Genomic DNA, 26,882 nt, shown 5'->3' with positions numbered 1-26,882 from the left:
GATGTTTAAAAAAGTGAACACAGCCTTGCTGGGGCTGGCTTTGGCGATGGGGATGTCGTCTGCCAATGCCGAAGAAGCAAAGAAAGTCGACGTTCTGCTGATCGGCGGCGGCATCATGAGCACCACCCTGGGTGTGTGGATCAATGAGCTGGAACCGACCTGGTCGATGGAAATGGTCGAGCGCCTCGACGGCGTTGCCCTGGAGAGCTCCAACGGCTGGAACAACGCCGGTACTGGTCACTCCGCACTGGCCGAACTGAACTACACCCCGGAAGACGAGAACGGCAAAGTGTCGATCCCGAAAGCCGTCGAGATCAACGAAGCGTTCCAGGTCTCGCGTCAGTTCTGGGCCTGGCAGGTTCAGCAGGGCGTCCTGAAGGACCCTCGCTCGTTCATCAACACCACTCCGCACATGAGCTTCGTGTGGGGCGATGACAACATCAAGTTCCTGAAAAAGCGCTACGAAGCCCTGCAAGCGAGCCCGCTGTTCGCCGGCATGCAGTACTCCGAAGACCCGGCTGTGATCAAGAAGTGGGTTCCGCTGATGATGGAAGGGCGTGACCCGAACCAGAAAATCGCGGCCACCTGGAGCCCGTTGGGTACCGACATGAACTTCGGCGAAATCACCCGCCAGTTCGCCGGTTACCTGCAGACCAAGCCTAACTTCAGCATGAAGCTGTCGAGCGAAGTACAGGACATCACCAAGAACGCCGATGGCACCTGGCGCGTCAGCTACAAGAACCTGAAAGACGGCACCAAGACTGAAACCGACGCCAAGTTCGTGTTCATCGGCGCCGGCGGCGGTGCTCTGCACCTGCTGCAGAAGTCCGGTATCGAAGAAGCCAAGGAATACGCTGGCTTCCCGGTAGGCGGCTCGTTCCTGGTGACCGATAACCCGGCCATCGCCGAGCAGCACCTGGCCAAGGCCTACGGTAAGGCTTCGGTTGGCGCGCCTCCGATGTCCGTTCCGCACCTGGACACCCGTGTCCTGGACGGCAAGCGCGTCATCCTGTTTGGCCCGTTCGCAACCTTCAGCACCAAGTTCCTGAAGGAAGGTTCGTACCTGGACCTGCTGACCAGCACCACCACCCACAACATCTGGCCTATGACCAAGGTCGGCATCAAGGAATACCCGCTGGTCGAGTACCTGGCCGGTCAACTGATGCTGTCGGATGAAGACCGTCTGAACGCGCTGAAGGAATACTTCCCGAACGCCAAAGCCGAAGACTGGCGCCTGTGGCAAGCCGGCCAACGCGTGCAAATCATCAAGCGTGATGAAGCCGCTGGCGGCGTGCTGAAACTGGGCACCGAAATCGTTGCTTCGAAAGACGGCTCCATCGCCGGTCTGCTGGGCGCATCGCCAGGCGCATCGACCGCTGCACCGATCATGCTGAGCGTGCTGCAGAAAGTCTTCAAAGACAAAGTCGCTACCCCTGAGTGGCAAGCCAAGCTGCACCAGATCGTTCCAAGCTACGGCACCCAGCTGAACAACGATCCAGCCAAAGTGGCTGAAGAGTGGGCTTACACCGCCAAGATCCTGCAACTGCCAACCCCACCGGTGATTGGCCAGGCTGCAGCTCCGGCGGCAGAAGCGGCTGACAAGGCTAAAGCTCCGAAAGAAAACGCTGCACGTGACATGGCTCTGTAATTCAGACGCCTGACACACAAAGCCCACTGAACCGGCGACGGTCAGTGGGCTTTTTTGTGTCCGGGTTTCAGGCCTTGGCAGCGGCCAGATAGGCCCCCAACCGACGCCCCATTTCCTCACCCAACGCCTGCAACCCACTCAACGGCCGCACCATCACCTCGAACTCGACAATCTTCCCCTGTTCATCGAAGCGGATCATGTCGATACCCTTGAGCTCTTTCGACCCAACCTTTGCACTGAATTCCAGCACCACATTCAAACCATCAGCCGTCGCCAGTTCACGGTGGTATTTGAAGTCTTCAAACACTTCGAACACGGTGTTGAGGATCATCGCGACCACCGGCGCGCCGGGGTAGGGTGTGTGGGCCATCGGCGAACGGAATACGGCTTTGGGGTCGAGCAGGTCGGGCAGGGCTTTCAAGTTGCCGGTACGGATCATCTCGTGCCAGCGGTTCAGGGATTCGGCGGCGTTGGGGTGCAGGTTCAGCTCGGACATGGTTTCACTCCTGTATTTTTGTTGTTCTTTGCGCGGCGCCCATGACTCTAGATCAAAGCGGCGTAATGGAAACCTTCTGTACCGGTCTGAATGTCGACACATGAGTGGGCCAAATCCATCTGATCCGCTTTTTCCTGTTGAATCTGCATCTGTAACCATCTCAGCCATAGGCCCAAAATACCCTTGCCGTTCGGCCACACGCGACGAGCTTCATTCCGAAGCGCCCGGTGCGCCGGACATTCAGTATTCAGGAGGCCTTCATGGCTAAGATGGCGTTTTTCCTCGGCGGCTTTCTCGTGTTGACCATCATGATCGGCGTTCTGGCCACGATTTCTCCGGTCTGACGATCAGCAGTTGAGTACCGGCATGTAACGTTCTTCATGCTTTTTGAAATGGATCGGCGCTGTCGGGATTTTCTCTCCGTTCAGGAAGAGCTCCGGCAGCGTCAGGATGAAATCGTCCATTTCGCCGCTGCCCAGGGGTGTTCCGGGGGAATATAGATCCAGCTCTTTTTCACGCGGGTCGAAACCGGTTTTCAAGCGTTCGATGCTGACCTGGTACGACTTGCCATTGGCCAGTTGCACGGTGGCCATCGGCGAAGCCGCGCTGATCCACAGGGCCGGTTCGGGCGTGCTGTAGGCGGTTTTCCACTGTTCCGGTGTATTCAGGTTACGCATGTACGGGGGCGTATAAAGATACGCGTACAGGCGCACTTCGGTATCGGTGCTGTGATGATAATCAGGCCTTGTCGGCGTCCCCGGCAGCGCTGCATAGACCAACAGATGCACCCAATCGAGCTCTTCTGACGTGGTCGTGTAGCTCATTGCCTGGTGAGGGCCGGGGCACGTTCTGATCAGCAACGCGTTCTGACCGACAGTCGATTGCGGATTCAGGTAAGGGCCCGAGCTACAGGCCGAGAGCAGGGGTAGAAGCAGATAGCAGGCTAGACGTTTCAAATAATCGACTCCGTGATTGGCTGTATTCCCTTTCAAACCACCGCAGATTACCTGAAGCAGCGCCTCTGTTGCGTGTGATCTAATGCCGGGCTTTTCATCCAGCAAACGGACTTCACCCCATGGCAGAACCGCGTATCCGCGCACTTGCACTGTGTGTCTTTCAGCACAACGGCAAAATTCTGGTTAACCGCTTCCACGACCCGGTCGCAGACCAAACCTTCTACCGTCCCATCGGCGGTGGCATCGAATTTGGCGAAACCAGTCGCGAGGCCATCGTGCGCGAAGTGCAGGAAGAGTTGGGCCTTTCAATGAAGGACCTGTGCCTGCTCGGCACACTTGAAAGCCTCTTCGTCTACAACGGCAAACCGGGACATGAGATGGTTCAGGTGTATGACGCCCGTTTCGAAGACGCGCAGGTCTACGAGCAATTGCAGATCGTCGGTCACGAAAGCGACGGCGCCCCGTTCACCGCCAGTTGGCAAGACAACTCAAGTTTCACTGAGCAATCACCGCTGGTGCCCGTCGGTTTGCAGGCGTTGCTCAAGAACGCCGCCATCCTCGACTGAGCACGCAGTCACACGATCACCCAGACAAAACCGCATTCGGTATTAGACTCCACCCACGATCTGATACCGGAAACCGTGACATGCCGGACTCCCCATGGACTCGCTGATCAACGCTGCCGGTCGCGCACTGGCGGCGGGTGATCCGTTGGCCGCGCTGAATTTTGTGGCGCTGCGCGAAGACCCTCCGGCCCTGGCCCTGCGCGGGATCGCCATGGCCCAGCTCGGCGATATGGCGCGGGCCAAGGTATTGCTGCAGCGGGCGGTGAAAGCGTTCGGCGCCAATGAGCCGTTGTCTCGGGCACGCTGCGTGGTGGCCGAGGCCGAAGTGGCACTGGCGGCGCGGGATCTGGGCTGGCCGGTGAAGGCGCTGGAGGCGGCGCGGCGGGCCTTGCACGATCACGGCGACTGGCTCAATGCAGCGCACGCGCGCTATCTGCAGATTCGTCGGTTGCTGCTGATCGGGCAGTTGGACGACGCAGATGCGCTGCTCGCTGGACTCGATCCAGCATCGTTGCCGCCAGCCCTGCGCGCCGTTCATGAACTGATGGCTGCCGGGATCGCGTTGCGCCGGGTGCAGGCGCACAAGGCGCAAATGGCGTTGGAACGTGCGCAACGGGTGGCTCAGTCGGCTGCCATTCCGGCATTGTCGGCGGAGATCGAGCACGCTCGGCAAATCCTCGAAGCGCCCGCTGCCCGATTGATCGTTGCGGGTCAGGTGCAAGCGGTGACATTGGCGCAGGTTGAAGCGTTGTTTGCCTCGCCGACGCTGGTGGTCGATGCCTGTCGCTATAACGTTCGCGGTGCAGGAATGACGGTGGCGCTGGCCACGCGGCCGGTGCTGTTTCACCTCGTTCGGCTGCTCGCTGAAGCCTGGCCCGGGGATGTGCCCCGAGAGACACTGGTCGCCAAAGCCTTTCGATTGAAACTCGATGATGAATCCCACCGCGCCCGTTTGCGGGTCGAGATTGGCCGGTTGCGTGCAGCGCTGCAACCGCTGGCCGGAATCACTGCGACTTCCCGTGGCTATGCGCTGGTTGCACAAGACGTGGCGCTGCTGACGTTACCGCTCGAAGACAAACACGCCGCACTGCTGGCCCTGCTCGCTGACGGCGAGGCGTGGTCGAGCTCGGCACTTGCGCTCGCGCTGGGCAGCAGCCAGCGTCAGATACAACGGGCACTGGAAACGTTGGCGGCGCAAGACAAGGTCCAGGCGTTCGGTGTCGGCCGTGCGCGGCGATGGCTGACCCCGCCCGTGCCGGGTTTCGCGACGATCTTGTTACTCCCGGTGTCGTTGGGCAATGGCTAGGCTGGACTCACCCACTCAACGAGGAAGCCAGCATGAAACACGCAAACGCAGAAATCCTTCGTGAATACGGCCCGTTCGACGGCATCGACGGTGTCCACGGCGTGACCTTCGACGGTCGGCAAGTCTGGTTCGCCAGTGACGGCCAGCTCAATGCGCTGGACCCGGCCAGCGGCGAAACCGTGCGCACGATCAAGGTCGGTGCCGATGGCGGGACCGCGTTCGACGGCAAGCACCTGTTTCAGATTGCCGACCGCCGAATCCACAAGATCGACCCGGCCACCGGGCGCGTGCTCCACACCATTCCGGCCCCCGGCGACGGCGGCGATTCGGGCATGGCCTGGGCCGAGGGCACGTTGTGGGTGGGGCAGTATCGCGATCGCAAGATTCATCAGATCGATCCGGAAACCGGGAAAATCCTCCGCACCCTCGAATCAAACCGTTTTGTCACCGGCGTGACCTGGGTCGACGGTGCGCTGTGGCATGGCACCTGGGAAGGGGAAGAAAGCGAGATCCGGCGGATCGATCCAGGCAGCGGCGAGGTTCTGGAAAGCCTGACGTTGCCCGCCGGGATCGGCGTCTCCGGACTGGAGGCCGATGGCGGGGATCGCTTCTACTGCGGTGGCGGCAACAGCAGCAAGGTGCGGGCCGTGCGTCGGCCGAAGTGAGGCGCTCAAGGCGCCCCGAACAGCATCGTCCAGTACACACCGTTATCGCTGCGGGCCTCACTGGCAAAACCGGCGCCGACCTGGGTGAACATCGGGTTCATCAGGTTGGCGCAATGTCCGGGGCTGGCCAGCCAGCCGGCCATGGCCTTGCTCGGAGAACTCTGCCCGGCAGCGATGTTTTCGCCGATCTGCCGGCCACGGTAGCCGGCAGACCGGGCGCGGTCGGCTGGCATGTCGCCGTCCGGATCCTGGTGAGCGAAGTAGTTGCCGTAGGCCATGGCCTTGCTGTGACCCTGGGCGGCGGCGCCGAGGGCCGGGTTCCAGCTCAAGGGGCGGGCGGCGGCAAAGCGCTGGCGACCGCACATTCGTGGTCGGGCACGGGCGGCGTTGACCTCGGCCAGCAAGGCTTTGCCGACGCTGCGGTTATCGCCCATGCGGCTGTCGATCACCGGACGCGCCAGTACCACTTGCCATTCACTGCGGGCGCGGCTGATGCCGATGTCGGCGTACTGCGCATCCAGCAATGCGCCGCAATGTTCATTCTGCAATTGATCAAACGCCTCTTCGGCATCCTCGGCCCCGACGATCCGGATGCTGCGCACCGCGACCGCTGCATAACCGGAGGCCTTCAGTTGCTCGCGCATCCCGCCGCCGTAGCCATAGCCGATGGGCAACGCAATGTTCTGCTTCAGCGCCAGTGGCGCCAGGCGTTGTGCCGGACGCCGGTCGCAGCGTTGCGGATGGGCACGGAGGTCATTGATGGCGGCTGCCAGTTGCCGCTCTGCGCCAGCGTGGGCAGAGGGGGCGAGCAGGGGAGAAAGGATCAGCAGGCACAGCGAAACGAAGCGAGACGAACGGACGGCGTGGCGCATGGGACGCAAGGCTCTGAAAAAAGATAGCGCTGATAGGGAGTTAGCCGCGAAAGCGGCGCGAGTAGGACTGGCCTTTTTGCACTTGGTTCAGGAGGCGCCTCAGGCTTTCGCTGGTCGCCGACGAAGTGCGCAGGTTTCACTCACCGGTTCAACACATCCTTCATCCATTGCAGGTATTGCGGCCGTTCGGATATCGAGTTGTGCGCCGAGTCCTTCACCACTTTGAGCATCGCCACCCCGTCGGGGAAGCTGTGCAGCAGGCGTTCGGTGCTGGCCCGTGAAACCACCTCGTCATCGCTGGCCGCCAGCAGCAGCGTTGGCACGCTGATGTGCGCCGCATATTTGCCGGACTCGTAACGATCCTTGAGCAACCACTTCACCGGCACCCACGGGTAATGCTGGACGGCGAGTTCAACGAGGCTGTTGTAAGGCGTGACCAGAATCAGTTGCGCCACCGGCCGCTGGCTGGCCAGCCGCACCGCAACGCCGGAACCGAGGCTGCGTCCAACCAGTGCAATCTGTGGATGCCGGGCATACAGCTGATCGAACAGCGCCAGCGCATCTTCGGCGATCGCCGCTTCGGACGGGGAGCCGCCGCTGCCGCCAAACCCCCGATAGTGCAGCAGATACACCGCGTAGTCGGGAAACGCCTCGGCAAACGCCGGCAGATTGCGCGACACGTCTTCGGCATTGCCGCCGAAATAGATCAGCGCTTTCGCCCCGGAATGCTCACGAACACTGACGCGAATATCGGCGTCGGGCATCGCCAGCGTCATTCGCGATTCCGCCGTATCCATGGAACCCGACGGCGGGAAATAGATCAGCGAACGCTGAAAAACGAACAGCGCCGCGCACAGGATCAGGTACACGGCAACGATCAAGGCGACGAGCGACATCAGGATTCTGGACATTCGGCTAACTTTAACGGGGCGTGAGGGTGCTCAGTCGCAGTGTAGTTGAGCCTTCCCGAGTGACCGCCGCCGAACACAAGGCGCAACAGATCCATCAAGCAGAGACGCGAGCATGAGCCACACTGAGGGTTGTTCCCGCCGCCGCCTGCTCACGCTGGCTGCCGGGGTTTCGGCGGTTTTCACGTTTGACCGGGCGTTGGCCACTGCCACGTCGCCGAGCGCCTCAGGAGGCCAGACCATGCAGACCCGCGCCATTCCTTCCAGCTCCGAGCGGCTGCCCCTGGTCGGGCTGGGTACGTATCGCGGTTTCGATGTCGCGCCCGGCGATCCGGCCTACCGGCCCTTGGCGGCAGTGCTCGACGAGTTGTTCAGGAAGGGTGGCACGTTGATCGACAGCTCGCCGATGTATGGCCGCGCTGAAGAAACCACCGGTGAGTTGTTGTCGATCCACGAACCCCGTTCACCGGCCTTTCTGGCGACCAAGGTGTGGACGCGCGGGCGCGAGGAGGGCATCGCGCAGATGGAAAACTCCTTCCGTCTGCTGCGTACCGAGCGCATCGACCTGATGCAGATCCACAACCTGCTGGACTGGCAGACTCATCTGCCGACCCTGCGTGAATGGAAAGAGCAGGGCCGCATCCGTTACATCGGCATCACCCATTACACGCCCTCGGCGTACGAGGAAGTGGAAGCGGTACTGAAGGCCGAACAGCTCGACTTCCTGCAGATCAACTACGCCCTTGATGACCGGGGCGTGGAGAAACGCATCCTGCCGTTGTGCCGCGAGCGTGGAGTGGCGGTGATCTGCAATCGCCCGTTCGGCGGCGGCGAGCTGCTGGCACGGCTAAAGGGCAAACCGCTGCCGGGCTGGGTGTCGGATGTGCAGGTCAACAGCTGGCCGCAACTGGCGCTGAAGTTTTTGCTGTCGAACACGGCGGTCACCTGTGTGATTCCCGGCACCGGCAATCCGCGCTACATGGCCGACAACGCCGGCGCCGGGTTCGGGCCGATGTTGACCGATGCGCAGCGCCAGCAGTTGATTGCGCTGGTGGGTTAGCAGCGCTCGCGTCAGTCTTGCAGGTAGGGCGATGAACGGTCGCTGTCTCCCTGTGAATCATCGTTCGTTTCCCCGGTCGTATCTGCGGCTGCGCGCACCGCGCCACTTCGGTGTGGGTTGCGTTGACCGTTTCCGTCGTCAAGACCTTGGTTTTAGGGAAATTCTGAATGATGCGTGCAACAACGCTGCTGCTGACTGTTTCCGCCGCCGTATTGCTGGGCGGCTGTGTGGCGGACTTTGATGATGACTACCGACATGGCCGCCATTACGACCGCGATCATGGCCGTTACTACGATCATGATCGGCGTTGGGACGACCGCGATTACGATCGCCGCGACGGGCGTCGCTACCACCGTGACCGGGATGATGATTGATCAACGCTGGACAGGCAGGTTTTGACGGGATGGACGCAGTAGTGGCTATTCAGTAGCATCGCGGCTTTTCCCGGCCTTTCCCTCAAGGATGAACATGCCAGTCACTTCGCTCCTTCGCCGTTCTTCGGCGCTTTTCGGCTTGATGGTGTCCCTCTCGGGGCTTGGTGGTTGCGCACTGACGGGGACCTATCAGGACGCCACCGGGCCAGACGCTGCCAAGATGCGTTTTGTGGCCAACACTGACAATGCCACCGTCAATTACTTCGACGCCGAGCATTGCGATGGCCTGACCACTGGCATCCTGAACAATTTATTTGTCAGAGACAGTCTGCGGCGGGTAGGCATGACCGTGGCGCCTCCGGAAAAGGCCCGTGGTTATCTTGAAGTGAAATTGCCGCCCGAAAAGGAAGTGTTCCTGCAGGTCAATACCCAGGTGGGCTATGGCGTGTGTGGCGCGGTATTCGGTTTCAGACCCGAGCGCGCAATGGAGTATGAACTCACCTTCGAACTCAAGGGCAACCAATGCTTGACCTTGATGCAGCGCCTGCAACGGGTTGATGGCAAGGATGTACGTACGCCCGTCACCATCAGGCGCGATGGATTTGCCGCTTGTGAGGGCCGCAGCCCGATCTTTCCGAAACCACCCGCGCTGCTGCCCGATACGCCGGAACGCACGGCGATGATGGATCGCATCATTGCTGGCAGTACGTTCGTCCGGATGACCTCCGACACGGCCAGGGACAAGGTCGCGGGCAACTCGCCGGAAAAAATCGACTCACTGATCAGCGAGCGCAAGGCCAAGCTGGGCTTCAATCTGCCGGACGAATACTGGACGTTGTACCGCCAGAATCTTGAGGCGTTCGATCAGGATTTCGCCGCCAAGAAGACGCAGGTGATGCAACGCTCGACCGACGAATACCGCAAACGCCTGAGTAGCGCGGACGACAAGCAATTGAAGGCGTGGACAGGAACCGGCGAAGCCGCCAACCCCATGAACTCGGCGCCGGCGGAGCTGGAAAAAACCATGGTCATGTTCTATTTCCAGACCGACAGAGCGGTGACGGTCGAAACCATCAATCGCCACCTCGACCGCATGGCGAAAATGGAGCAGCAGTACGACGTCTGCTCGCGCTACGCCGATTGCTGGAAGCGTTGATAGTCCGTCTGCGCTGACAAAAAAAGCCCACTGAGCCTAATCGGCCAGTGGGCTTTTTCATGGCCGTTCCTCAAGGGAACAGCAGGTACAGCGATTAAAAATGAGCGTTCGCCCGGACGCTGGATCGCGCAGGCACGGAGGCCTCGATGTCCAGCAAATGGGTGGCGAGTATGTCGCTCAGAAAGCGGAACTGATCGTTGAGGCCCACCACTTCATTGCTGAAATGATTACTCGCGGCGGGCATCAGCAGATCTTCGAAATCTTCGTTGAACACCAGCGGCTGTGTCTTCAGCGACACCACGTGCTGGTCGTAATAGTTGTTGCCGAAGACCGGGAAACTCACGGCGAGGGTGACGGTATGACTCATGATGTGAACTCCTCGTGGTGTTTGTCTCGGATGGGTAAATCCTGCGCCAGACGCGTTTGATGCGGAAGGCAATCGTCGTAATGGTGAACATCGACGTCAGTGATGGTTGGGAAGAATGTTGAAATCGCCCGCCAGAATCGCAGCCTCCTACAACCGGACAAACGGCTGAAACCCGCACCTATACTCAAACCATTACCTCCAGATCTGATCCACAAAAGGACACCGCCACCGTGAACCTGCGTGCGCTGATCGTCGCCGCACTGATGTTGCTGGCCGGCTGCGCGACGACGGCGCGGGGCCCGGCGAGCGCGCCGCCGGTGGTGGTTTCACCGGCTACCTGGCAGCAGATCGACCGGGACATCGTTACGGCTTCCCGACAGTCCACCGAGCAGGTCAAGGTTTTCGCTCGCGGTTCAATGGAACATTGGCGCATTCGCGTCTATGAGCAAACTGAAGAAAAATTCATCCCGTGGTTCAGCAGCTACTGGACCCAGGAATGGCTGTCGATGAAGGTCAGTTGGTACACCATCAGCGCCGGCGGCGAGCAGGATGCTTCGTCCAAACGCCTGGCCGCCTATTTGCTGGAGCAGTATCAGGAGCGAGTCCTGGCGCCCGTCGCGGCGGAAATCGACCCGGACGCGATCCTCGGCCAGTCCACCGCGTTCTACGCGCAATTGATGGCGCAGCAGATGCCGGTCATCGCCCAGCGCTACGGCGTGCCCATTGCCCAGCTCAACGGGCATTTGCAGAAAATCCCCGCCATTGCCCTCGGCCCGCCGCCGGCCCGGGATGCCTCGCTGTATCAGATCGTCAGCACTGAACCGCTGAACACCTTGCCGGCCTACGCGGCGTTGATTGACAAGATCCACATCGAAGGGGGGGCCAAGGGCATCGCCTCGACCGACGCGGGCATGGCCCCGGTGGCCAAGCGTGCCAGCCAGCGCATGGAGGCGGAAATGGCACCGCGTGGTGCCGCCAGCGCGGTGGCGGCGGCGGCCGGCAAACTCGTCGGCGGATTGATCTCGGCCGGTGTGGCAGGCATCCGCGCCATCCTCCAGGCCAGTGATCGTCCCGACAGCGAAGCACTGATCCGCAGCAGTCTGGGCAACACCTTCGACAAGGCCTGGCTGAAGCTGGTGCAGAACCCGACCACCGGCGTGATGGCCGGTACGTTGCACATGGCGGCGCAGGTCGAAGGCAATCTGGGCGGGGGTGATGAACCGTCGGTCGGCTTGGGCGCCACTCCTGTCGAATGGCGGCCGCCTGAGTCGACTACTCAGCAGATCGACCCCTAAACCCGCAGGAGAACGACCATGGCTTACATCGATGTTTTTGTCGCACCCGTGCCGAACGCCAACCGCGAACAGTACAAAAAACACTGCGAAATCGCCGAGAAACTGTTCAAGGAGTACGGCGCCCTGGAGGTGGTGCAAGGCTGGGGCGATGATGTGCCGGACGGCAAGGTCACCTCATTCCCGATGGCGGTGAAACTCAAGGAAGGCGAAACCGTGTCGGCCGGTTGGCTGGTCTGGCCAGACAAAGCCACCCGCGACGCCGGCATGGGGAAAATGATGGAAGACCCGCGCATGCAACCGGACGTCAATCCGATGCCGTTCGATGGGCAGCGGATGATCTTCGGTGGCTTCAAGAACATTCTCGAATCTTGAGGCATAACTGCCGGATCACTCCGCCGACGGGGTGATCCGGCAGCCTTTGCGGTTGCGAATCTGCTCGTCCGTCGGCCGCTCGCGAACAAACTCGAAACGCGGCTCACCCTCGCTGTAATGCACCAGCCAGCCCCATTCCAGCTCGTTTTCATCCTGCCCCGGATTCGGTGGCCGAGCCCACCAGGGTTCTTTACTGAGGATCTCGCGCATGACGCCCTCCGGTTGATGGCAATCGTTGAACTATAAACCCCATGCCGAGAGTCGCCAGGAATGGCCGTGTAGAATCGACGGATCGACATCGACAAGGGAGCGGGGCCATGACGGATGACAAGCACGGCGAACAACCGTTCAAGCGGCTGTTCTTCGCCCTCGACTGCCCGCCGGCGCAGCGCAAGGCGATTGCCCAATGGCGCAGCGAACTGGGGCTTAGGACCGGTAAACCGGTGCCGGCAGACAATTTCCACCTGACGCTGCTGTTTCTCGGCGCGGTGCCGTTGGCGCAGATAGGTGAAGTCTGTGAGGCGGCGTCCAAAGTGAGTACGCCGGGCGAGGCGCTGAGGATTTCGCTGGATCGCTTGCAGGTCTGGCGCCGCGCCGGGGTGTTGTCGCTGGCACCGGAGCAGGCACCGCAGGGATTGCTGCGACTGGTGTATGCGCTGGAGCAGGCGATGTTGCCGTTTGGTTTTGAAGAGACGACGCGTGAATATCGCCCGCACCTGACGCTGGCCCGGGACTATCGGGCGACGGAACCGGAGTCCGCCACGCCGCCGGAGTTCTTCCTGCGGGCCGAGCGCTTTGCATTGTTCGAATCCCACAAGGGCCGTTACCGCGCACTGGCCGATTGGCCGCTGATCTGAGCCCACAAAAAAAGGCGCCCAAGGGCGCCTGAATTCACCTGAACCGAGGAAGCCAGGTGAGGCCGTTCAGAGCAGGGGGCAGCGGTGGTAAGGCGCTGCGTGAACGGAAACTTTCAAGGCTGATCGCTGACTGTCTGATCGTTCCCACGCGGAGCGTGGGAACGATCACGGTAAGGTTTATTTGCCGAGTTTTACGCGGGTCCAGCCCCGGGTCATGATCCGTTGTGTGGAAATCGGTTGATCCGGCACCGCATACAGCGTGGCCATCACTTCCTGCGACGGGTATGAGCCCGGGTCGTTGCGGATCGCTTCGTCCACCAGCGGTGTCGCCGCCGAGTTGGCGTTGCTGTAACCGTTGCTGTTGGTGATCTCGGCGATGATGTCCGGACGCATCAGGAAGTCCATGAACAGGTAAGCGTTCTCGACGTTCGCCGCATCGCGCGGAATGGCGACCATGTCGTAGAAGCTGCCGGCACCTTCCTTCGGAATGCTGTAGTCGATCACTACGTTGTTGCCCGATTCCACCGCGCGGGCCTTGGCCTGCAACACGTCACCGGAGTAACCGACCGCCACGCAGATGTTGCCGTTGGCCAGGTCCGAGATGTATTTCGACGAGTGGAAGTACGCCACGTTCGGGCGAATCTTCATGAACAGCGCCTCGGCTTCCTTGATGTGCGCGGTGTCCTTGTCATTCACCGGATAGCCCAGGTAGTGCAGGGCAGCCGGGATCATTTCGGTCGGCGAATCGAGGAAACTGATGCCACAAGCCTTCAGCTTCTCGGCGTTCTCCGGTTTGAACAGCAGGTCCCAGGAGTTGGTCGGCGCGTTCTTGCCGAGCACTTCCTTGACCTTGGCCGGGTTGAAGCCGATGCCGATCGAGCCCCACATGTACGGGAACGCGTGGGCGTTGTCCGGATCACTGGCGGAGGCGTTTTTCAGCAGCACCGGGTTGAGGTTTTTCCAGTTTGGCAGCTTCGACTTGTCCAGGGTCTGATAGACCCCGGCCTTGATCTGCTTGGCCAGGAAACTGTTGGACGGCACCACGATGTCGTAGCCGGATTTACCCGCGAGCAGACGCGCCTCGAGGGTTTCATTGCTGTCGAACACGTCGTAGGTCACGCGGATGCCGGTCTCGTCCTCGAACTTCTTGACGGTGTCCGGGGCGATGTAATCCGACCAGTTGTAAACGCGCAGCACCTTGTCGTTGGCCTGGGCGCCTGTGGCGATTGCGCCCAATAAGGACAGTGTCAGCAGAGTCCTGCCAAACATTTTCATCGGTGAAACTCCATTCTTTTTATTCAAAAGCTTTTAAGCAAAAGCGCAAAGCCGTAAAACGCGACGGCCCTAGGCCGTCGCTGCCACTCGTTGAGGTTGCGGTTGCTGCCACGATTCGTTGGCGGTCTGATCCATCGCTTCCTGAATCGCCCGCTTGCGGTTGGCTTCTGCCTTGCGGCCGAAGTACCAGACCAGGAAGGTCACCAGTGACACCGCCAGCAGGATCAGGCTGGCCACGGCGTTGATCTCGGGCTTAACGCCCAGACGCACGGCCGAGAACACTTCCATTGGCAGGGTGGTGGAACCAGGCCCGGAGACGAAGCTCGCCAACACCAGGTCATCCAGCGACAGGGCGAAGGACATCATGCCGCCCGCCGCCAGCGACGGCGCGATCATCGGGATGGTGATCAGGAAAAACACCTTGAACGGTTTCGCACCCAGATCCATCGCCGCCTCTTCGATCGACAGGTCCAGCTCGCGCAAGCGGGCGGAGACTACCACCGCCACATAAGCGGCACAAAACGTGGTGTGGGCGATCCAGATCGTGACGATGCCACGCTCCTGCGGCCAGCCGATCAGTTGCGCCATCGCCACGAACAGCAGCAACAGCGACAGACCGGTGATCACCTCAGGCATGACCAGCGGCGCGGTCACCAGACCACCGAACAGCGTACGACCCTTGAAGCGTGTCACGCGGGTCAGCACGAACGCGGCGAGGGTGCCCAGCGCCACGGCGGCAATCGCGGTGTAGCAGGCGATTTCCAGCGAGCGCACCACCGAGCCCATCAGTTGCGTGTTGTCGAGCAGGCCGACATACCACTTCACCGACCAGCCACCCCAGACCGTCACCAGTTTCGAGGCGTTGAACGAGTAGATCACCAGAATCAGCATCGGCAGATAGATAAACATCAGGCCGAAGATCAGCATGAACTTTGAAAATCCGAAGCGTTTCATCCCCGTGCCTCCATCTCTTTGGCCTGGCTGCGGTTGAACAGCAGAATTGGCACAATCAGGATCAACAGCATCACCACCGCCAGGGCGGACGCCACCGGCCAGTCGCGGTTATTGAAGAACTCTTGCCACAGCACGCGACCGATCATCAGGGTTTCCGGGCCACCCAGCAGTTCCGGGATCACGAACTCGCCCACCACCGGAATGAACACCAGCATGCAGCCGGCGATGATGCCGTTCTTGGCCAGCGGCACGGTGATTTTCCAGAAGTTGTTGAAGTTGCTCGAGCCCAGATCCTGCGCGGCTTCCAGCAAGCTGCCGTCGTGCTTCACCAGGTTGGCGTAGAGCGGCAGCACCATGAACGGCAGGTACGCGTAAACCACACCGATATACACGGCCGTGTTGGTGTTGAGGATCTCGATCGGGTGATCGGTGAGCCCGGTCCACATCAAAAATGCGTTGAGCAAACCGTTGTTGCTGAGGATGCCCATCCACGCGTAAACGCGGATCAGGATCGCGGTCCAGGTCGGCATCATGATCAACAGCAGCAGGACGTTTTGCGCTTCCTTGCTGGCCTTGGTGATCGCGTAAGCCATCGGGAAACCGATCACCAGGCACATCAGCGTGCTCAGCGCCGCGACCTTCAGCGAACCGAGGTACGCCGACAGGTACAGCTCGTCTTCGCCGAGCATGGTGTAGTTGCCGATGTTCAGGAACAGCTGGAATTTCTGTTCGGCGTAGGTGTAGATCTCGGTGTACGGCGGGATCGACAGCGCGGCTTCTGAGAAACTGATCTTCATCACCAGGAAGAACGGCAGCATGAAGAACAGGAACAGCCAGATGAACGGGATGCCGATAACGAACTTTCGCCCGCTGGGCACCAGGCGCAGGAATTGCTGATTGAAGGTTCTCATGAGCGCAGTACCACGCCGCTGTCGTCTTCCCACCAGACGTAGACCTTGTCGTCCCAGGTCGGACGCGCGCCACGGCGTTCGGCGTTGGCCATGAACGACTGGACGATCTTGCCGCTCGGCAACTCGACGTAGAACACCGAGTGGCCGCCGAGGTAGGCGATGTCATGCACCTTGCCTTCGGACCAGTTGTAGCGGGTCTCTGGCTTGATCGTGCTGACGAGCATTTTTTCCGGGCGGATCGCGTAGGTGATCGACTTGTCCTGCACCGAGGTGCTGACGCCATGACCGACGTAGATCTTTTGCTGCAAGTCCGGGCTGTGAATGATCGCGTGACCTTCAAGGTCCTCGACCACGGTGCCGTCAAAGGCGTTCACGTTGCCGATGAATTCGCAGACCATGCGGCTGACCGGCGCTTCATAAATGTCGACCGGGCTGCCGATCTGGGCGATCCAGCCCAGGTGCATGATCGCGATGCGCTCGGCCATGGTCATGGCCTCTTCCTGGTCGTGGGTCACCATCACGCAAGTCACGCCGACGCGCTCGATGATCTCCACCAGTTCCAGCTGCATTTGCGAGCGCAGCTTTTTATCCAGTGCGCCCATCGGTTCGTCGAGCAGCAACAGCTTCGGACGCTTGGCCAGGGAGCGGGCGAGGGCCACGCGCTGACGCTGGCCACCGGACAGTTGATGCGGGCGGCGCTTGGCGTATTGGGTCATGTGTACAAGACGCAGCATTTCTTCGACGCGGGCGTCGATTTCGCTGGTCGGCAAACGGTCCTGCTTGAGGCCGAAGGCAATGTTCTGCGCGACAGTCATGTGCGGGAACAGGGCGTAGGACTGGAACATCATGTTGATCGGCCGCTCGTACGGCGGCATGTCGGTGATGTCCACACCGTCGAGCAGAATGCGTCCTTCAGTCGGCCGTTCGAAACCGGCGAGCATGCGCAGCAGGGTCGATTTGCCCGAGCCGGAGCCGCCGAGCAGGGCGAAGATTTCGCCCTGATGGATCTCCAGGGACACGTCGTCCACAGCGGTGGTTTCGTCGAACTTCTTGGTGACTCGATCGACTTTCACCAGAACCTTTTTCGGTTGCTGATGACCTTCAAGAGCCTTCCTGTAAGTGCTGGAGGCGTTTGCCATGTGAAACTCCCAACAGGTTTCAGTCGCCGGGCCAACGCGGCCTGGCTTAAGAGTGGATTGCAGACCCGCACCGTGCGGGTTGTTCGGCGCCGCCGTCCTGGCTGCCGGGTGGTGCTTTTTGTTTTCGCGGTGTGTTGCTGATCGCGGATGACGGATGCGCAGGTGCGCAGCCGCCAATCCCGCGGGGGCAGTAAATGGTTTTGCAATCGTTGGGTGGCGTCAGCGCTGGTTGCGTCGCGCCGCACGCTGGCGGCAAGCCTCGCCGAATGCCTGGAAAATCCGCAGGTAGTTCGGGTTGTCCAGCACCTGCCATTCCGGGTGCCATTGCACGCCGAGGGCAAAGGTCGGGCTGTGCTCCACCGAGACCGCCTCGATCAGGCCATCCGGCGCCACGGCTTCGGCGCGCAGGCCGGGAGCTAGGCGGTCGATGCCCTGACTGTGAATCGAGTTGACCTGGAATTCACCCGGCAGCTCCAGCGCTTCGAACACGCCACCGGCCAGCACCGTCACGGCGTGGGCCGGGGCGTACTGCACGGCGACATCCGGGCTGTCGGCTTCGCGGTGATCGAGCATGCCCGGCAACTCATGCACCTTCTGGTGCAGGCTGCCGCCGAACGCCACGTTCATTTCCTGGAAACCCCGGCAGATGCCGAGTACCGGAACGCCCGCCGCGATGGCTGCACGTAATAAAGGAAGGGTGGTGGCATCCCGCGCCGGATCGTGATCCGTGCCGGGAGCGCTGTCCGGGCCCTGATAGTGGAAAGGTTCCACATTGGACGGCGAGCCGGTCAGCAACAGACCGTCGAGCTGACCCAGCAGGTCTTCGATTTCAGTCAGTTTGCCAAGGGATGGAATGACGACGGGCAACCCCAGCGCCGCAACGCTGACAGCGCGAACGTATTTGTCGCCGCTGATGTGGTAGGGGTGCAGGCCAATCTGTTTGACGCACGCAGTAACGCCGATCAATGGCTTGAATGCCATTTTTATTCACCTCGAAGTTTGACACTTGAACGAGCTTTTCCGGAGCTTAGCCTCGTTGATTTTAATTAACAACTCCCATGTAAAAAATTCTAAACGCCGTTCATCAAATCTTCATCAAGACCGGGGGTCTGGCGCCTGCATTGGCACGAGAGTGTTAAAAAAAGCCCGAAAAATAAACGCTGAGCGGCCATGTGTTCGCTATTGACTTCACTTTGCCGTTCGGGTTGACTGGCTCGGCGAAACAGCAGTGAACATAATAATTAACAGCTAAATAGGTGCATCATGTCGGTCCCTCTGCGTGCCGTTCAACTCAACGAAGCAAACGCATTCCTTAAGAAACATCCTGAGGTTTTGTACGTCGACCTTCTGATTGCAGACATGAACGGTGTGGTGCGCGGCAAGCGCATCGAGCGCACCAGTCTTCATAAGGTTTACGAGAAAGGCATCAACTTGCCGGCCTCGCTCTTCGCCCTCGACATCAATGGCTCCACGGTGGAAAGCACTGGCCTGGGTCTGGACATCGGCGACTCCGACCGTATCTGCTACCCGATCCCTGGCACCCTGAGCATCGAGCCTTGGCAGAAGCGCCCGACCGCACAACTGCTGATGACCATGCACGAACTGGAAGGCGAGCCGTTCTTCGCCGACCCGCGTGAAGTGTTGGCCAACGTGGTGCGCAAGTTCGACGAAATGGGCCTGACCATCTGCGCCGCGTTCGAACTCGAGTTCTACCTGATCGACCAGGACAACGTGAACGGCCGTCCGCAATCGCCGCGTTCGCCGGTTTCTGGCAAGCGTCCGGTGTCGACCCAGGTCTACCTGATCGACGACCTCGACGAATACGTCGACTGCCTGCAAGACATCCTCGAAGGCGCGAAAGAGCAGGGCATTCCTGCCGACGCCATCGTCAAGGAAAGCGCCCCGGCGCAGTTCGAAGTCAACCTGCATCACGTGTCCGACCCGATCAAGGCGTGCGACTACGCCGTCCTGCTCAAGCGTCTGGTGAAGAACATCGCCTACGACCACGAGATGGACACCACCTTCATGGCCAAGCCGTATCCGGGCCAGGCGGGCAACGGTCTGCATGTACACATTTCGATTCTGGACAAAGAAGGCAACAACATCTTCGCCAGCGAGGATCCCGAGCAGAACGCCGCGCTGCGCCACGCGATCGGCGGTGTGCTGGAGACCCTGCCTGCGCAAATGGCTTTCCTGTGCCCGAACGTCAACTCGTACCGCCGCTTCGGCGCGCAGTTCTACGTGCCGAACTCGCCGAGCTGGGGCATCGACAACCGCACCGTGGCCGTCCGTGTGCCAACGGGTTCGGCAGACGCCGTGCGCATCGAGCACCGTGTAGCCGGCGCCGACGCCAACCCGTACCTGCTGATGGCTTCCGTTCTGGCCGGTATTCACCACGGCCTGACCAACCAGATCGAGCCGGGCGCCCCGGTGGAAGGCAACAGCTACGAGCAGAACGAACAGAGCCTGCCGAACAACCTGCGCGACGCCCTGCGTGAGCTGGACGACAGCGAAGTCATGGCCCGCTACATCGACCCGACGTACATCGACGTGTTCGTCGCGTGCAAGGAAAGCGAGCTGGCCGAGTTCGAAAACTCGATCTCTGACCTTGAGTACAACTGGTATCTGCATACCGTCTGACGATCGAGCGCTCACCCCGCAAGCACCGCCGATTCCGTGGGAACGGCGGTCACCTCTTTCTCTGTGTGAGTCACCCCCATGACCATGACCCGCAACGACTGGGAACAACGCTTCCAGTCCCTGACCCTCGAATCCCGCGCCTTCATCAACGGCGAATACCGCCCGGCCATCAGCGGCGACACCTTCGAATGCCTGAGCCCCGTCGACGGCCGTTTCCTGGCCTCCGTCGCCAGCACCGATGAAGCCGACGCCAACCTGGCCGTCGAAGCCGCGCGCCAATCCTTCAACTCCGGCGTGTGGGCGAACAAGGCCCCGGCCGAGCGCAAGCGCATCCTGATCCGCTTCGCCGATCTGATCCTGCAACACCAGGAAGAACTGGCGCTGCTCGAAACCCTCGACATGGGCAAACCGATCAGCGACTCGATGAGCATCGACATCCCGGCGACCGCCAACGCGATCCGCTGGAGCGCCGAAGCGATCGACAAGATCTACGACGAAGTCGCCGCCACCCCGCACGATCAACTGGGTCTGGTGACTCGCGAGCCGTCCGGCGTGGTCGCGGCCATCGTGCCGTGGAACTTCCCGCTGATCATGGCCAGCTGGAAATTTGCTCCTGCGCTGGCGGCGGGTAACTCGTTCATCCTCAAGCCTTCGGAAAAGTCGCCGCTGACCGCGATCCGCATCGCTCAGTTGGCGCTGGATGCTGGCATCCCGAAAGGCGTGTTCAACGTCCTGCCAGGCTTCGGCCACACCGTCGGCAAGGCGCTGGCGCTGCACATGGACGTCGACGTGCTGGCCTTCACCGGCTCCACGGCGATTGCCAAGCAACTGATGATTTATGCCGGCCAAAGCAACATGAAACGCGTCTGGCTAGAAGCGGGGGGCAAGAGCCCGAACGTGGTGTTTGCCGATGCACCGGACTTGCGCGCGGCAGCACAAGCAGCGGCCGGCGCCATTGCGTTCAACCAGGGCGAAGTCTGCACCGCCGGCTCGCGCCTGCTGGTGGAGCGTTCGATCCGCGAGCAATTCATCCCGCTGCTGGTGGAAGCGCTGCAAGCGTGGAAACCGGGCCACGCCCTGGATCCGGCGACCACCGTCGGCGCCGTGGTCGATCAGCGTCAACTGGACAACGTGCTGCGCTACATCAGCATCGGTCGGGAGCAGGGCGCCGAGCTGATCGCCGGCGGCCATCGCACCCTCGAAGAGACCGGCGGCAGCTACGTCGAACCGACGATTTTCGACGGCGTGACCAACGCCATGACCATCGCCCGCGAAGAAATCTTTGGCCCGGTGCTGTCGCTGATCACCTTCGACACCGTTGAAGAAGCGCTGCACATCGCCAACGACAGCATCTTCGGCCTCGCCGCCGGGGTCTGGACCAGCAACCTGAGCAAGGCCCACACCTTCGCCCGTGGCCTGCGCGCCGGCAGCGTGTGGGTCAACCAGTACGACGGCGGCGACATGACCGCGCCATTCGGTGGCTTCAAGCAGTCGGGCAACGGTCGCGACAAATCGCTGCACGCGTTCGACAAGTACACCGAGCTGAAAGCGACCTGGATCAAGCTCTAATTCTATTTACAACGGTGGGCGCCGGTTTGGCCGGTGCCCCTCGGAGAACAATAATGAAACAACAACACGTCAACAGTTACTACGCCGCCACCCGCAACGAAGTGATCGATTTTCCGATCCTCGAAGAATCGGTGGAGTGTGATGTCTGCGTCATCGGCGCCGGCTACACCGGCCTGTCCTCGGCGCTGTTCCTGACCGAAGCCGGCTACAAGGTGACGGTGCTGGAAGCGGCGAAAGTCGGCTACGGCGCCAGCGGTCGCAACGGCGGCCAACTGGTCAACTCCTACAGCCGCGACGTCGACGTGATCGAAGAGCGCTACGGCGACAAGACCGCCGAAATCCTCGGCAGCATGATCTTCGAAGGCGCCGACATCATCCGTTCGCGCATCAAGGAATACGACATCAAGTGCGACTACCGCCCGGGCGGTATCTTCGCAGCGATGAACAAGAAGCAGCTCAACGGTCTGGCCGAGCAGAAGCGCAACTGGGAACGCTACGGCAACCGTAACCTGAAGATGCTCGACGCTGGGGACATTCGCCGTGAAGTCGGTTCCGACGCCTACGTCGGTGGTCTGCTGGACATGCAGGGCGGTCACATCCACCCGCTGAACCTGGCCCTCGGTGAAGCCGCGGCCATCGTGCGTCTGGGCGGCAAGATCTACGAGCAATCCGCTGCGGTGGAAATCAAGTACGGCGAGCCCAACATCATTCGCACCGCCAAAGGCCAGGTCCGCGCCAAGTACCTGCTGATCGCCGGTAACGCCTACCTGCCGCAAGGCCTCGACAACCGCGTGACCGCCAAGAGCATGCCGTGCGGCTCGCAGATCTGCGTCACTGAACCGTTGACCGAGAAACAGGCCCGCAGCCTGATCACCAACAACTACTGCGTCGAAGACTGCAACTACCTGCTCGACTACTACCGCCTCACCGCCGACAACCGTCTGCTCTACGGCGGCGGCGTGGTCTACGGCGCCCGTGAACCGGACGACATCGAAACCCTGATCCGCCCGAAGATCCTCAAGACCTTCCCGCAGCTCAAGGACGTGAAAATCGACTACCGCTGGACCGGCAACTTCCTGCTGACCATGTCACGCATGCCGCAATTCGGCCGCATTGAGAAAAACGCGTACTACATGCAGGGCTACAGCGGCCACGGCGTCACCTGCTCGCACCTGGCCGGCAAGCTGATCTCGGAAATGATCCGCGGCGACGCCGAACGCTTCGACGCCTTCGCCTCGCTGCCACACATGCCGATGCTCGGCGGCCGTACCTTCTCCGCGCCACTGACCGCCCTCGGCGCCGTGTATTACTCGCTGCGCGACCGTTTCGGCATCTGATTTACCTCGCCGGCGGCGCCCCCCAAAAGGGCGCTGCCGGCTTTTTCATGTGCCGTCCATCGAACCTGCTGAGCAACACCGACAAACGTGATTTAATAGCCGCCTTTCACGGTTCCGGGACACGGGAGCAACGTGATCCGCGCGACCTGCGCGGCACCTGCCACCCACCCCCATTGCCCTTAAGTCGTTCTCACATAAGGCTGTCATGGATACGGGTTCTCGACTCAAACTAGTACGCGAAAGCTACAAACTCTCCCAGCGCGAGCTGGCCCGGCGTAGCGGCGTGACCAATGCCACCATCTCCCTGATCGAACAGAATCGTGTCAGTCCTTCCGTCAGCTCACTGAAAAAGCTGCTCGAAGGCATCCCGATGTCCCTGGCCGACTTCTTCACCTTCGACCAGCCCCCGCGCGAACACCAATACGTCTTCCGCGCCAACGAACAACCCGACCTCGGCCGCCACGGCCTGCGCCTGCTGCTGATCGGCGCCTCGGTCCCCAGCCGCCAGATGCGCTTGCTGCGCGAGCAATACGCGCCGGGCGCGAGTTCGGGGGAAGAGCCGATTGTGCACTCGGAAGGTGAAGAGTGTGGGTTGGTGACGCGCGGCACCGTGGAGTTGACGGTGGACGGGCAGGTGAGCGTGTTGAGTGCGGGGGATGGGTATTATTTCCCGACCACGCTGCCGCACAAGTTCCGGAATATCGGGGCGGATGAGGCAGAGATTATTAGTGCGAATACGCCGGCTAACTTCTGATGATAGCGTGTTGGATAGGCTCGTTCAGAACTTGAGTCTCTGAAAATACTGCGTGATAGTTGATAAAGAAATGGCCGATCCAATTTGGATCGGCCATGTTGGTGCAAGTGGTGTGATTTACATTAATATTTTCTTTCGGTCCCGATCAAAAAAGTCAGCGACTATCCCCAGATAAGATTGGGCGTGAGCCGGTAAAGTTGAAGGGAGTGGGATATCTGTCATGTATCCATAGCCTTCAAATAACTTTGCGGACTCAAATAGGGAGGCAAATACTTGCGACTTTGAAAAGAATTCAGCTAATACTTCAGCTTTAACGTCAGAAGCTTGGTCGGCGAGCTCACGCTCGAGGGTTTGAGATAATCCTGGTTGTGTGACTATGCTACCTACTAAAGCAGACGCCATTTTTCCTACCTTCATCGTAAATGACTTACCAGCTGATCCATATCTAAAGCCATTGTCCAAAACCTGCTTTCTTTGGTCGTGCTCTGCTGCGACATGCTCGCGAAGAATAAAGTCTATACAGATTAGTAGGTGGGAAATTGAAATGTAGATCATTCTCCAAGCAGACGAAGAGTTTGAGTGGTTGTTGATCTCACTCATATAGTAGTCGATGTCATTCAACCAAGCGTTGGCTCCGTCAAAGTTTAGAGAGTCAAGCATCCTTGATTTGCTAGATTCGTATCTACCCCGCCAGTCACCTCCGAGCTTGCCAAGGGAATGCTTTTCAATTTCGGCAATGAGGTCCTCTTCGTTGATTCTGGCTAAATGACCTCTTTCGCTTTTGTTTAACCTGCTTAAAAATCTGCCGTCTAGAACTTTTACTTTGTGCTCAAGCCCAAAATCGCGTACGTCAGATCGGATGTCAGTAGTTGCGACCATGCTTCCGTCTAGGCCGAGAACTTGCTGCAGGCCTTTTGCCCAAAATATCCGTTCAATTGCTTGAGGCGTCTTTTTGTTTTTTATGTCGACATTCAACCGTTCGCGGCTAAATGCGGAACTCTTGCCGTAAATAAATAGGTCGATATCTGTAATGTCAAATTGATTGTATTTAAATTTGCACCCTCTTACGACGAAGTATCCGATGCTTAAGAAGTAATTCCTAATTGTTTCTTCTGCTGCTGCGCCTTTCAGGAGTTGTTGGCTCATCTGTTAAGTCCACCTGTCCTGATCTCGTTAAGTAGATTTCGAGTTTTTAATTTTACTGCCTCGGTCGAGTTTTTCCGGCAAATATCACGATTGACCTCCGGTGCTGTATATGACGTGACCTTAGCTCCTGGTAGATTGTCGACTGCTTCTCCAGTAATGTTTCCGCTCTGGATAACGGAAAGTGCTAATCGACCGACTTCAGGTTTCAACAATTTCATGCTGAACATTCCCCCATTTGCAGGGATGACTTTCACAACACCCTTGTATTCTAAAGCCTGGTAGTCATTGCCAATGGCAGTGGCTGGGCCTACAGTTCCTCCGTCAATCAGTTTTTGCATTAGTAATGATATGGCTGTAATTCTTCCGCGATAGTATGTACTTACGGTCATTCCATAAGTTAGTGATGCTACGAGTGCCTTAGCTAGATCGAGTGCATCATCTGCAATAGAACTAGTAAATTTGGAGAAGGCAGCTGGGCGCGTAACGAAAGAGCTTTTTCCGCTTTCGTTGCCAACTACGTTAACATCAAACATTCCAATTGAGTGGAGTTGAGAGAAAAGTTTTTCTCCTAGGATTTTCGTAATTGACGCCAGAGGTAAACAACCAGAAGCGTTCAGTCTTGCATTGACTTCATTCAGGTTCTGTGTTTCTGCTGCATTTAGTGTGCTAAGTACAGCATTGATTTTTCGGGCGTCTTCTCTGCGGAATAAATTCCCGTTGAAAATAAGTTTTTCAGTTGCGGATATTGCCTCTGTGTCGAAAAAGCCAATATTGCTACCAAGCTGTAATGTCGATTCAGCCTCTGTTTTTGGTATTTTGAAAGTGTCAGAAATGAAATCGATTGCTAAGGTGTTTGTAATAGGAAGGTCAGAGGTGGTTTCTGAAAGGCTTATGACTGCGTCTTCATAGCTTTCTCGGTCTGACTCATCGAATATGGTTGCGGTAAAGTTTAATACTTCTTTCCCTGTTAAACCTAAAACCTCAATTCCGCCTGTTCCCGACAAAATTAATTTTTGTCGCTCAAACTCTGCAAGAATTGCAGGGACTTCAGTTCGGGGGCTGATGTAGTTGGCTCTCGCTAGTGCGTCCAATCTCTTGTTAGAAATTTGCTCTTGGTTCTCGGCGGATATCGCGGATAAGAATTTTCCACATTTACCCGCAAATCCTATCGCGTCAAAATCTTGGTTGGTCGTCGCTTGTAGCTTTTGACCATGCTGAATGATCCACGCGCCTTTTATGTTTTTTTCCATATCCTATCCGCATCCTGTCGTATATCAGCACTCTTCAGCCACATTTCGGTGGGTGAAGATTATTCCCTCATTCGCGAGGGGTCGCGGCTAATAATTGCAGATTGCCATCGTCTGATCAATTGCGAGAAAAATGGGAGCTCGCTTCTTTGACGGAGAAGGTAAAGGTGCGGGATCCATGACTCTCTCCATGTGCCTTCTATTTCTGTTCTGCACCTAACTCTCTCCGTTCAATAACTCCAAACAAATCACTCACGTCCTGAACCATGATCCTCGCAATGGTGGTAACTGTGTTGATGTCTTGCTCTGCGTGGTCGAGGAGACGTATGCAGGCTATGAGGTCCAGGTATTTTAAAACGGCGTTGAGACGTTCGCTTAGGCAGGCGTGTAAGTCGCGTAGGGGTGCCTCTGCATCGATAAGCAGGACGGGTTGGTCTGTGGCTGGGTGGGACATGTTCACGCAGTGGCGGAGCGGTGTTTTGCTGGTCATTTGGAGCACTCTTCAGTTGGTTCAAAAGTGCCACCTTTCTGCTGCGAAACAAATGGGTGGCAGCTGTATGCGGGTTCGCAGACCGGAGAAGAGCTAAACCGGCAGACCGGAAGGTCTCCCACACACAGCCGCCATAAAATGAAACTGCGGCGAATTTTGCCACAGTTGTTATTGAGCGGTGTGCGTCACTTCTGAGGGCTGCGAAACCCTATCGCCAAATTCGTTCAGCGACAGACCCACTCTAGGCACCGATCCCCACTGCCGCAATCAGCCTGTAGGACGCAAAATCCCCACATCTGGCCAGAGAGTTCGATCACGGTCGGCGGCGTAACTGGCGTAAATCAATGGCTGCGAAGTGTATGGGGAAAATGACTCGCCAGGTTTCGACCCGCTTCGCCTCCCCGCAAGAACAAGCTCCCTCACCACGCAGGGTAATTTCCTACGCCGTTTTCAGATCAAAAAAATCATCACACATTCCCGCCCCGGAACTTTCCCCAAAACCGATGTCAATTTGATGGCGTG

Annotated in this window: 28 protein-coding genes; 14 read left to right on the top strand and 14 right to left on the bottom strand. The window is 59.1% G+C overall.

The annotated features are described in order from the left end of the window. Window position 1: 1 nt before the first annotated feature. Window positions 2-1,648 carry a malate dehydrogenase (quinone) gene (gene mqo, locus AC1RR7_RS16025; RefSeq protein WP_096822874.1) on the top strand — a complete coding sequence of 549 codons (1,647 nt, stop codon included), beginning with the start codon at window positions 2-4 and terminating at the stop codon, window positions 1,646-1,648. 67 nt (window positions 1,649-1,715) lie between these two features. Here the strand turns inward: mqo and AC1RR7_RS16020 are convergent, their stop codons facing one another. Both AC1RR7_RS16020 and AC1RR7_RS16015 read right to left on the bottom strand, forming a co-directional pair. Beyond that, on the bottom strand, window positions 1,716-2,144 hold the full coding sequence (locus AC1RR7_RS16020; protein ID WP_192560412.1) for a nuclear transport factor 2 family protein: 429 nt from the start codon (window positions 2,142-2,144) through the stop codon (window positions 1,716-1,718). A gap of 347 nt (window positions 2,145-2,491) precedes the next feature. Then, the gene (locus AC1RR7_RS16015; RefSeq protein ID WP_256580594.1) at window positions 2,492-3,205 is read right to left on the bottom strand and encodes a hypothetical protein; all 714 of its coding nucleotides are present in this window, start codon (window positions 3,203-3,205) and stop codon (window positions 2,492-2,494) included. A 14-nt stretch (window positions 3,206-3,219) separates the two neighbouring features. Between AC1RR7_RS16015 and AC1RR7_RS16010 the strand changes: the two genes are divergently transcribed. The 3 genes from AC1RR7_RS16010 to AC1RR7_RS16000 all read left to right on the top strand — a co-directional run bounded on the left by AC1RR7_RS16010 (window position 3,220) and on the right by AC1RR7_RS16000 (window position 5,637). Further along, window positions 3,220-3,666 (top strand): NUDIX hydrolase, encoded by a 447-nt coding sequence (locus AC1RR7_RS16010; protein WP_493157966.1) that lies wholly within the window; start codon window positions 3,220-3,222, stop codon window positions 3,664-3,666. Window positions 3,667-3,760: 94 nt separating this feature from the next. Beyond that, the gene (locus AC1RR7_RS16005; protein ID WP_493157965.1) at window positions 3,761-4,972 is read left to right on the top strand and encodes a helix-turn-helix domain-containing protein; all 1,212 of its coding nucleotides are present in this window, start codon (window positions 3,761-3,763) and stop codon (window positions 4,970-4,972) included. A 32-nt stretch (window positions 4,973-5,004) separates the two neighbouring features. Beyond that, entirely contained in the window at window positions 5,005-5,637 is a 633-nt protein-coding gene (locus AC1RR7_RS16000; protein WP_096822869.1) for a Vgb family protein, read from the top strand. Between the two features lie 5 nt (window positions 5,638-5,642). On the opposite strand, the gene AC1RR7_RS15995 is transcribed toward AC1RR7_RS16000, so the two are convergent. Both AC1RR7_RS15995 and AC1RR7_RS15990 read right to left on the bottom strand, forming a co-directional pair. Beyond that, complete coding sequence (locus AC1RR7_RS15995) at window positions 5,643-6,509, bottom strand: CAP domain-containing protein (RefSeq protein WP_493157964.1); 867 nt, start codon at window positions 6,507-6,509, stop codon at window positions 5,643-5,645. 140 nt (window positions 6,510-6,649) lie between these two features. Beyond that, window positions 6,650-7,420, bottom strand: coding sequence for an alpha/beta hydrolase (locus tag AC1RR7_RS15990; protein ID WP_493157963.1), 771 nt, complete (start codon window positions 7,418-7,420; stop codon window positions 6,650-6,652). 112 nt (window positions 7,421-7,532) lie between these two features. Here AC1RR7_RS15990 and AC1RR7_RS15985 point away from each other — a divergent pair, with 112 nt between their 5' ends. From AC1RR7_RS15985 to AC1RR7_RS15975, 3 genes are all read left to right on the top strand, one after another. Then, window positions 7,533-8,477 carry an aldo/keto reductase gene (locus AC1RR7_RS15985; RefSeq protein ID WP_273540987.1) on the top strand — a complete coding sequence of 315 codons (945 nt, stop codon included), beginning with the start codon at window positions 7,533-7,535 and terminating at the stop codon, window positions 8,475-8,477. Between the two features lie 167 nt (window positions 8,478-8,644). Then, complete coding sequence (locus AC1RR7_RS15980) at window positions 8,645-8,851, top strand: hypothetical protein (protein ID WP_096822865.1); 207 nt, start codon at window positions 8,645-8,647, stop codon at window positions 8,849-8,851. 94 nt (window positions 8,852-8,945) lie between these two features. After that, window positions 8,946-10,007, top strand: coding sequence for a hypothetical protein (locus AC1RR7_RS15975; protein WP_493157962.1), 1,062 nt, complete (start codon window positions 8,946-8,948; stop codon window positions 10,005-10,007). A 94-nt stretch (window positions 10,008-10,101) separates the two neighbouring features. Here the strand turns inward: AC1RR7_RS15975 and AC1RR7_RS15970 are convergent, their stop codons facing one another. Next, on the bottom strand, window positions 10,102-10,374 hold the full coding sequence (locus tag AC1RR7_RS15970; protein ID WP_096822863.1) for a hypothetical protein: 273 nt from the start codon (window positions 10,372-10,374) through the stop codon (window positions 10,102-10,104). A gap of 230 nt (window positions 10,375-10,604) precedes the next feature. On the opposite strand from AC1RR7_RS15970, the gene AC1RR7_RS15965 reads away from it, so the two are divergent. Both AC1RR7_RS15965 and AC1RR7_RS15960 read left to right on the top strand, forming a co-directional pair. Then, window positions 10,605-11,669 (top strand): hypothetical protein, encoded by a 1,065-nt coding sequence (locus tag AC1RR7_RS15965; protein WP_096822862.1) that lies wholly within the window; start codon window positions 10,605-10,607, stop codon window positions 11,667-11,669. Window positions 11,670-11,687: 18 nt separating this feature from the next. Then, window positions 11,688-12,041, top strand: a complete 354-nt coding sequence (locus AC1RR7_RS15960; protein ID WP_096822861.1) for a DUF1428 domain-containing protein — start codon at window positions 11,688-11,690, stop codon at window positions 12,039-12,041. Between the two features lie 15 nt (window positions 12,042-12,056). Here the strand turns inward: AC1RR7_RS15960 and AC1RR7_RS15955 are convergent, their stop codons facing one another. Continuing rightward, window positions 12,057-12,251 carry a hypothetical protein gene (locus tag AC1RR7_RS15955; protein WP_096822860.1) on the bottom strand — a complete coding sequence of 65 codons (195 nt, stop codon included), beginning with the start codon at window positions 12,249-12,251 and terminating at the stop codon, window positions 12,057-12,059. A gap of 107 nt (window positions 12,252-12,358) precedes the next feature. Between AC1RR7_RS15955 and thpR the strand changes: the two genes are divergently transcribed. Beyond that, on the top strand, window positions 12,359-12,898 hold the full coding sequence (gene thpR / locus AC1RR7_RS15950) for an RNA 2',3'-cyclic phosphodiesterase (protein WP_493066100.1): 540 nt from the start codon (window positions 12,359-12,361) through the stop codon (window positions 12,896-12,898). 177 nt (window positions 12,899-13,075) lie between these two features. On the opposite strand, the gene AC1RR7_RS15945 is transcribed toward thpR, so the two are convergent. The 5 genes from AC1RR7_RS15945 to AC1RR7_RS15925 form a co-directional block, all read right to left on the bottom strand. After that, the gene (locus AC1RR7_RS15945) at window positions 13,076-14,173 is read right to left on the bottom strand and encodes a polyamine ABC transporter substrate-binding protein (protein WP_096822858.1); all 1,098 of its coding nucleotides are present in this window, start codon (window positions 14,171-14,173) and stop codon (window positions 13,076-13,078) included. Between the two features lie 69 nt (window positions 14,174-14,242). Continuing rightward, the gene (locus tag AC1RR7_RS15940) at window positions 14,243-15,127 is read right to left on the bottom strand and encodes an ABC transporter permease subunit (protein ID WP_011333555.1); all 885 of its coding nucleotides are present in this window, start codon (window positions 15,125-15,127) and stop codon (window positions 14,243-14,245) included. After that, window positions 15,124-16,005: an ABC transporter permease subunit gene (locus AC1RR7_RS15935; protein ID WP_173861331.1), complete on the bottom strand. Its 882-nt coding sequence runs from the start codon at window positions 16,003-16,005 to the stop codon at window positions 15,124-15,126. The genes AC1RR7_RS15940 and AC1RR7_RS15935 overlap by 4 nt, the downstream gene beginning before the upstream one ends. A gap of 29 nt (window positions 16,006-16,034) precedes the next feature. Continuing rightward, on the bottom strand, window positions 16,035-17,177 hold the full coding sequence (gene potA, locus AC1RR7_RS15930; RefSeq protein WP_096822856.1) for a polyamine ABC transporter ATP-binding protein: 1,143 nt from the start codon (window positions 17,175-17,177) through the stop codon (window positions 16,035-16,037). 219 nt (window positions 17,178-17,396) lie between these two features. After that, window positions 17,397-18,158 (bottom strand): gamma-glutamyl-gamma-aminobutyrate hydrolase family protein, encoded by a 762-nt coding sequence (locus AC1RR7_RS15925; RefSeq protein WP_007957108.1) that lies wholly within the window; start codon window positions 18,156-18,158, stop codon window positions 17,397-17,399. A gap of 282 nt (window positions 18,159-18,440) precedes the next feature. Between AC1RR7_RS15925 and AC1RR7_RS15920 the strand changes: the two genes are divergently transcribed. From AC1RR7_RS15920 to AC1RR7_RS15905, 4 genes are all read left to right on the top strand, one after another. Next, window positions 18,441-19,817, top strand: a complete 1,377-nt coding sequence (locus tag AC1RR7_RS15920; protein WP_096822855.1) for a glutamine synthetase family protein — start codon at window positions 18,441-18,443, stop codon at window positions 19,815-19,817. A gap of 78 nt (window positions 19,818-19,895) precedes the next feature. Further along, window positions 19,896-21,386 carry an aldehyde dehydrogenase gene (locus AC1RR7_RS15915; RefSeq protein ID WP_273538546.1) on the top strand — a complete coding sequence of 497 codons (1,491 nt, stop codon included), beginning with the start codon at window positions 19,896-19,898 and terminating at the stop codon, window positions 21,384-21,386. A 53-nt stretch (window positions 21,387-21,439) separates the two neighbouring features. Further along, the gene (locus AC1RR7_RS15910) at window positions 21,440-22,723 is read left to right on the top strand and encodes an NAD(P)/FAD-dependent oxidoreductase (protein ID WP_493157961.1); all 1,284 of its coding nucleotides are present in this window, start codon (window positions 21,440-21,442) and stop codon (window positions 22,721-22,723) included. A gap of 205 nt (window positions 22,724-22,928) precedes the next feature. Further along, the gene (locus tag AC1RR7_RS15905; RefSeq protein ID WP_007957093.1) at window positions 22,929-23,477 is read left to right on the top strand and encodes a cupin domain-containing protein; all 549 of its coding nucleotides are present in this window, start codon (window positions 22,929-22,931) and stop codon (window positions 23,475-23,477) included. 117 nt (window positions 23,478-23,594) lie between these two features. Here AC1RR7_RS15905 and AC1RR7_RS15900 read toward each other — a convergent pair whose 3' ends face one another. From AC1RR7_RS15900 to AC1RR7_RS15890, 3 genes are all read right to left on the bottom strand, one after another. Beyond that, the gene (locus tag AC1RR7_RS15900) at window positions 23,595-24,623 is read right to left on the bottom strand and encodes a hypothetical protein (protein ID WP_493066102.1); all 1,029 of its coding nucleotides are present in this window, start codon (window positions 24,621-24,623) and stop codon (window positions 23,595-23,597) included. After that, window positions 24,620-25,873: a hypothetical protein gene (locus tag AC1RR7_RS15895; RefSeq protein ID WP_493066103.1), complete on the bottom strand. Its 1,254-nt coding sequence runs from the start codon at window positions 25,871-25,873 to the stop codon at window positions 24,620-24,622. The genes AC1RR7_RS15900 and AC1RR7_RS15895 overlap by 4 nt, the downstream gene beginning before the upstream one ends. 196 nt (window positions 25,874-26,069) lie before the next feature. Next, entirely contained in the window at window positions 26,070-26,360 is a 291-nt protein-coding gene (locus AC1RR7_RS15890; protein WP_493066104.1) for a fructose-bisphosphate aldolase, read from the bottom strand. Between the last annotated feature and the right edge of the window lie 522 nt (window positions 26,361-26,882).

The sequence above is a fragment of the Pseudomonas sp. GW821-FHT11G12 genome (genome assembly GCF_058808055.1).
The sequence above is the reverse complement of the archived record's forward strand: the minus strand, read 5'-3'. Positions and strand labels throughout refer to the sequence as shown.

Excerpts from the sequence above, each read along its gene's own strand:
- AC1RR7_RS15945 (WP_096822858.1), bottom strand. The coding sequence starts at position 14,173 with ATGAAAATGTTTGGCAGGACTCTGCTGACACTGTCCTTATTGGGCGCA.
- AC1RR7_RS15895 (WP_493066103.1), bottom strand. The coding sequence starts at position 25,873 with ATGGAAAAAAACATAAAAGGCGCGTGGATCATTCAGCATGGTCAAAAG.
- AC1RR7_RS15980 (WP_096822865.1), top strand. The coding sequence starts at position 8,645 with ATGATGCGTGCAACAACGCTGCTGCTGACTGTTTCCGCCGCCGTATTG.
- AC1RR7_RS15905 (WP_007957093.1), top strand. The coding sequence starts at position 22,929 with ATGGATACGGGTTCTCGACTCAAACTAGTACGCGAAAGCTACAAACTC.
- AC1RR7_RS15900 (WP_493066102.1), bottom strand. The coding sequence starts at position 24,623 with ATGAGCCAACAACTCCTGAAAGGCGCAGCAGCAGAAGAAACAATTAGG.
- AC1RR7_RS15975 (WP_493157962.1), top strand. The coding sequence starts at position 8,946 with ATGCCAGTCACTTCGCTCCTTCGCCGTTCTTCGGCGCTTTTCGGCTTG.
- AC1RR7_RS15970 (WP_096822863.1), bottom strand. The coding sequence starts at position 10,374 with ATGAGTCATACCGTCACCCTCGCCGTGAGTTTCCCGGTCTTCGGCAAC.
- AC1RR7_RS15960 (WP_096822861.1), top strand. The coding sequence starts at position 11,688 with ATGGCTTACATCGATGTTTTTGTCGCACCCGTGCCGAACGCCAACCGC.
- AC1RR7_RS15920 (WP_096822855.1), top strand. The coding sequence starts at position 18,441 with ATGTCGGTCCCTCTGCGTGCCGTTCAACTCAACGAAGCAAACGCATTC.
- AC1RR7_RS15995 (WP_493157964.1), bottom strand. The coding sequence starts at position 6,509 with ATGCGCCACGCCGTCCGTTCGTCTCGCTTCGTTTCGCTGTGCCTGCTG.
- AC1RR7_RS15925 (WP_007957108.1), bottom strand. The coding sequence starts at position 18,158 with ATGGCATTCAAGCCATTGATCGGCGTTACTGCGTGCGTCAAACAGATT.
- AC1RR7_RS15985 (WP_273540987.1), top strand. The coding sequence starts at position 7,533 with ATGAGCCACACTGAGGGTTGTTCCCGCCGCCGCCTGCTCACGCTGGCT.
- thpR (WP_493066100.1), top strand. The coding sequence starts at position 12,359 with ATGACGGATGACAAGCACGGCGAACAACCGTTCAAGCGGCTGTTCTTC.
- AC1RR7_RS16020 (WP_192560412.1), bottom strand. The coding sequence starts at position 2,144 with ATGTCCGAGCTGAACCTGCACCCCAACGCCGCCGAATCCCTGAACCGC.
- AC1RR7_RS15915 (WP_273538546.1), top strand. The coding sequence starts at position 19,896 with ATGACCATGACCCGCAACGACTGGGAACAACGCTTCCAGTCCCTGACC.
- AC1RR7_RS16000 (WP_096822869.1), top strand. The coding sequence starts at position 5,005 with ATGAAACACGCAAACGCAGAAATCCTTCGTGAATACGGCCCGTTCGAC.
- AC1RR7_RS15890 (WP_493066104.1), bottom strand. The coding sequence starts at position 26,360 with ATGACCAGCAAAACACCGCTCCGCCACTGCGTGAACATGTCCCACCCA.
- mqo (WP_096822874.1), top strand. The coding sequence starts at position 2 with ATGTTTAAAAAAGTGAACACAGCCTTGCTGGGGCTGGCTTTGGCGATG.
- AC1RR7_RS15910 (WP_493157961.1), top strand. The coding sequence starts at position 21,440 with ATGAAACAACAACACGTCAACAGTTACTACGCCGCCACCCGCAACGAA.
- AC1RR7_RS15955 (WP_096822860.1), bottom strand. The coding sequence starts at position 12,251 with ATGCGCGAGATCCTCAGTAAAGAACCCTGGTGGGCTCGGCCACCGAAT.
- potA (WP_096822856.1), bottom strand. The coding sequence starts at position 17,177 with ATGGCAAACGCCTCCAGCACTTACAGGAAGGCTCTTGAAGGTCATCAG.
- AC1RR7_RS16005 (WP_493157965.1), top strand. The coding sequence starts at position 3,761 with ATGGACTCGCTGATCAACGCTGCCGGTCGCGCACTGGCGGCGGGTGAT.
- AC1RR7_RS16010 (WP_493157966.1), top strand. The coding sequence starts at position 3,220 with ATGGCAGAACCGCGTATCCGCGCACTTGCACTGTGTGTCTTTCAGCAC.
- AC1RR7_RS15940 (WP_011333555.1), bottom strand. The coding sequence starts at position 15,127 with ATGAAACGCTTCGGATTTTCAAAGTTCATGCTGATCTTCGGCCTGATG.
- AC1RR7_RS15990 (WP_493157963.1), bottom strand. The coding sequence starts at position 7,420 with ATGTCCAGAATCCTGATGTCGCTCGTCGCCTTGATCGTTGCCGTGTAC.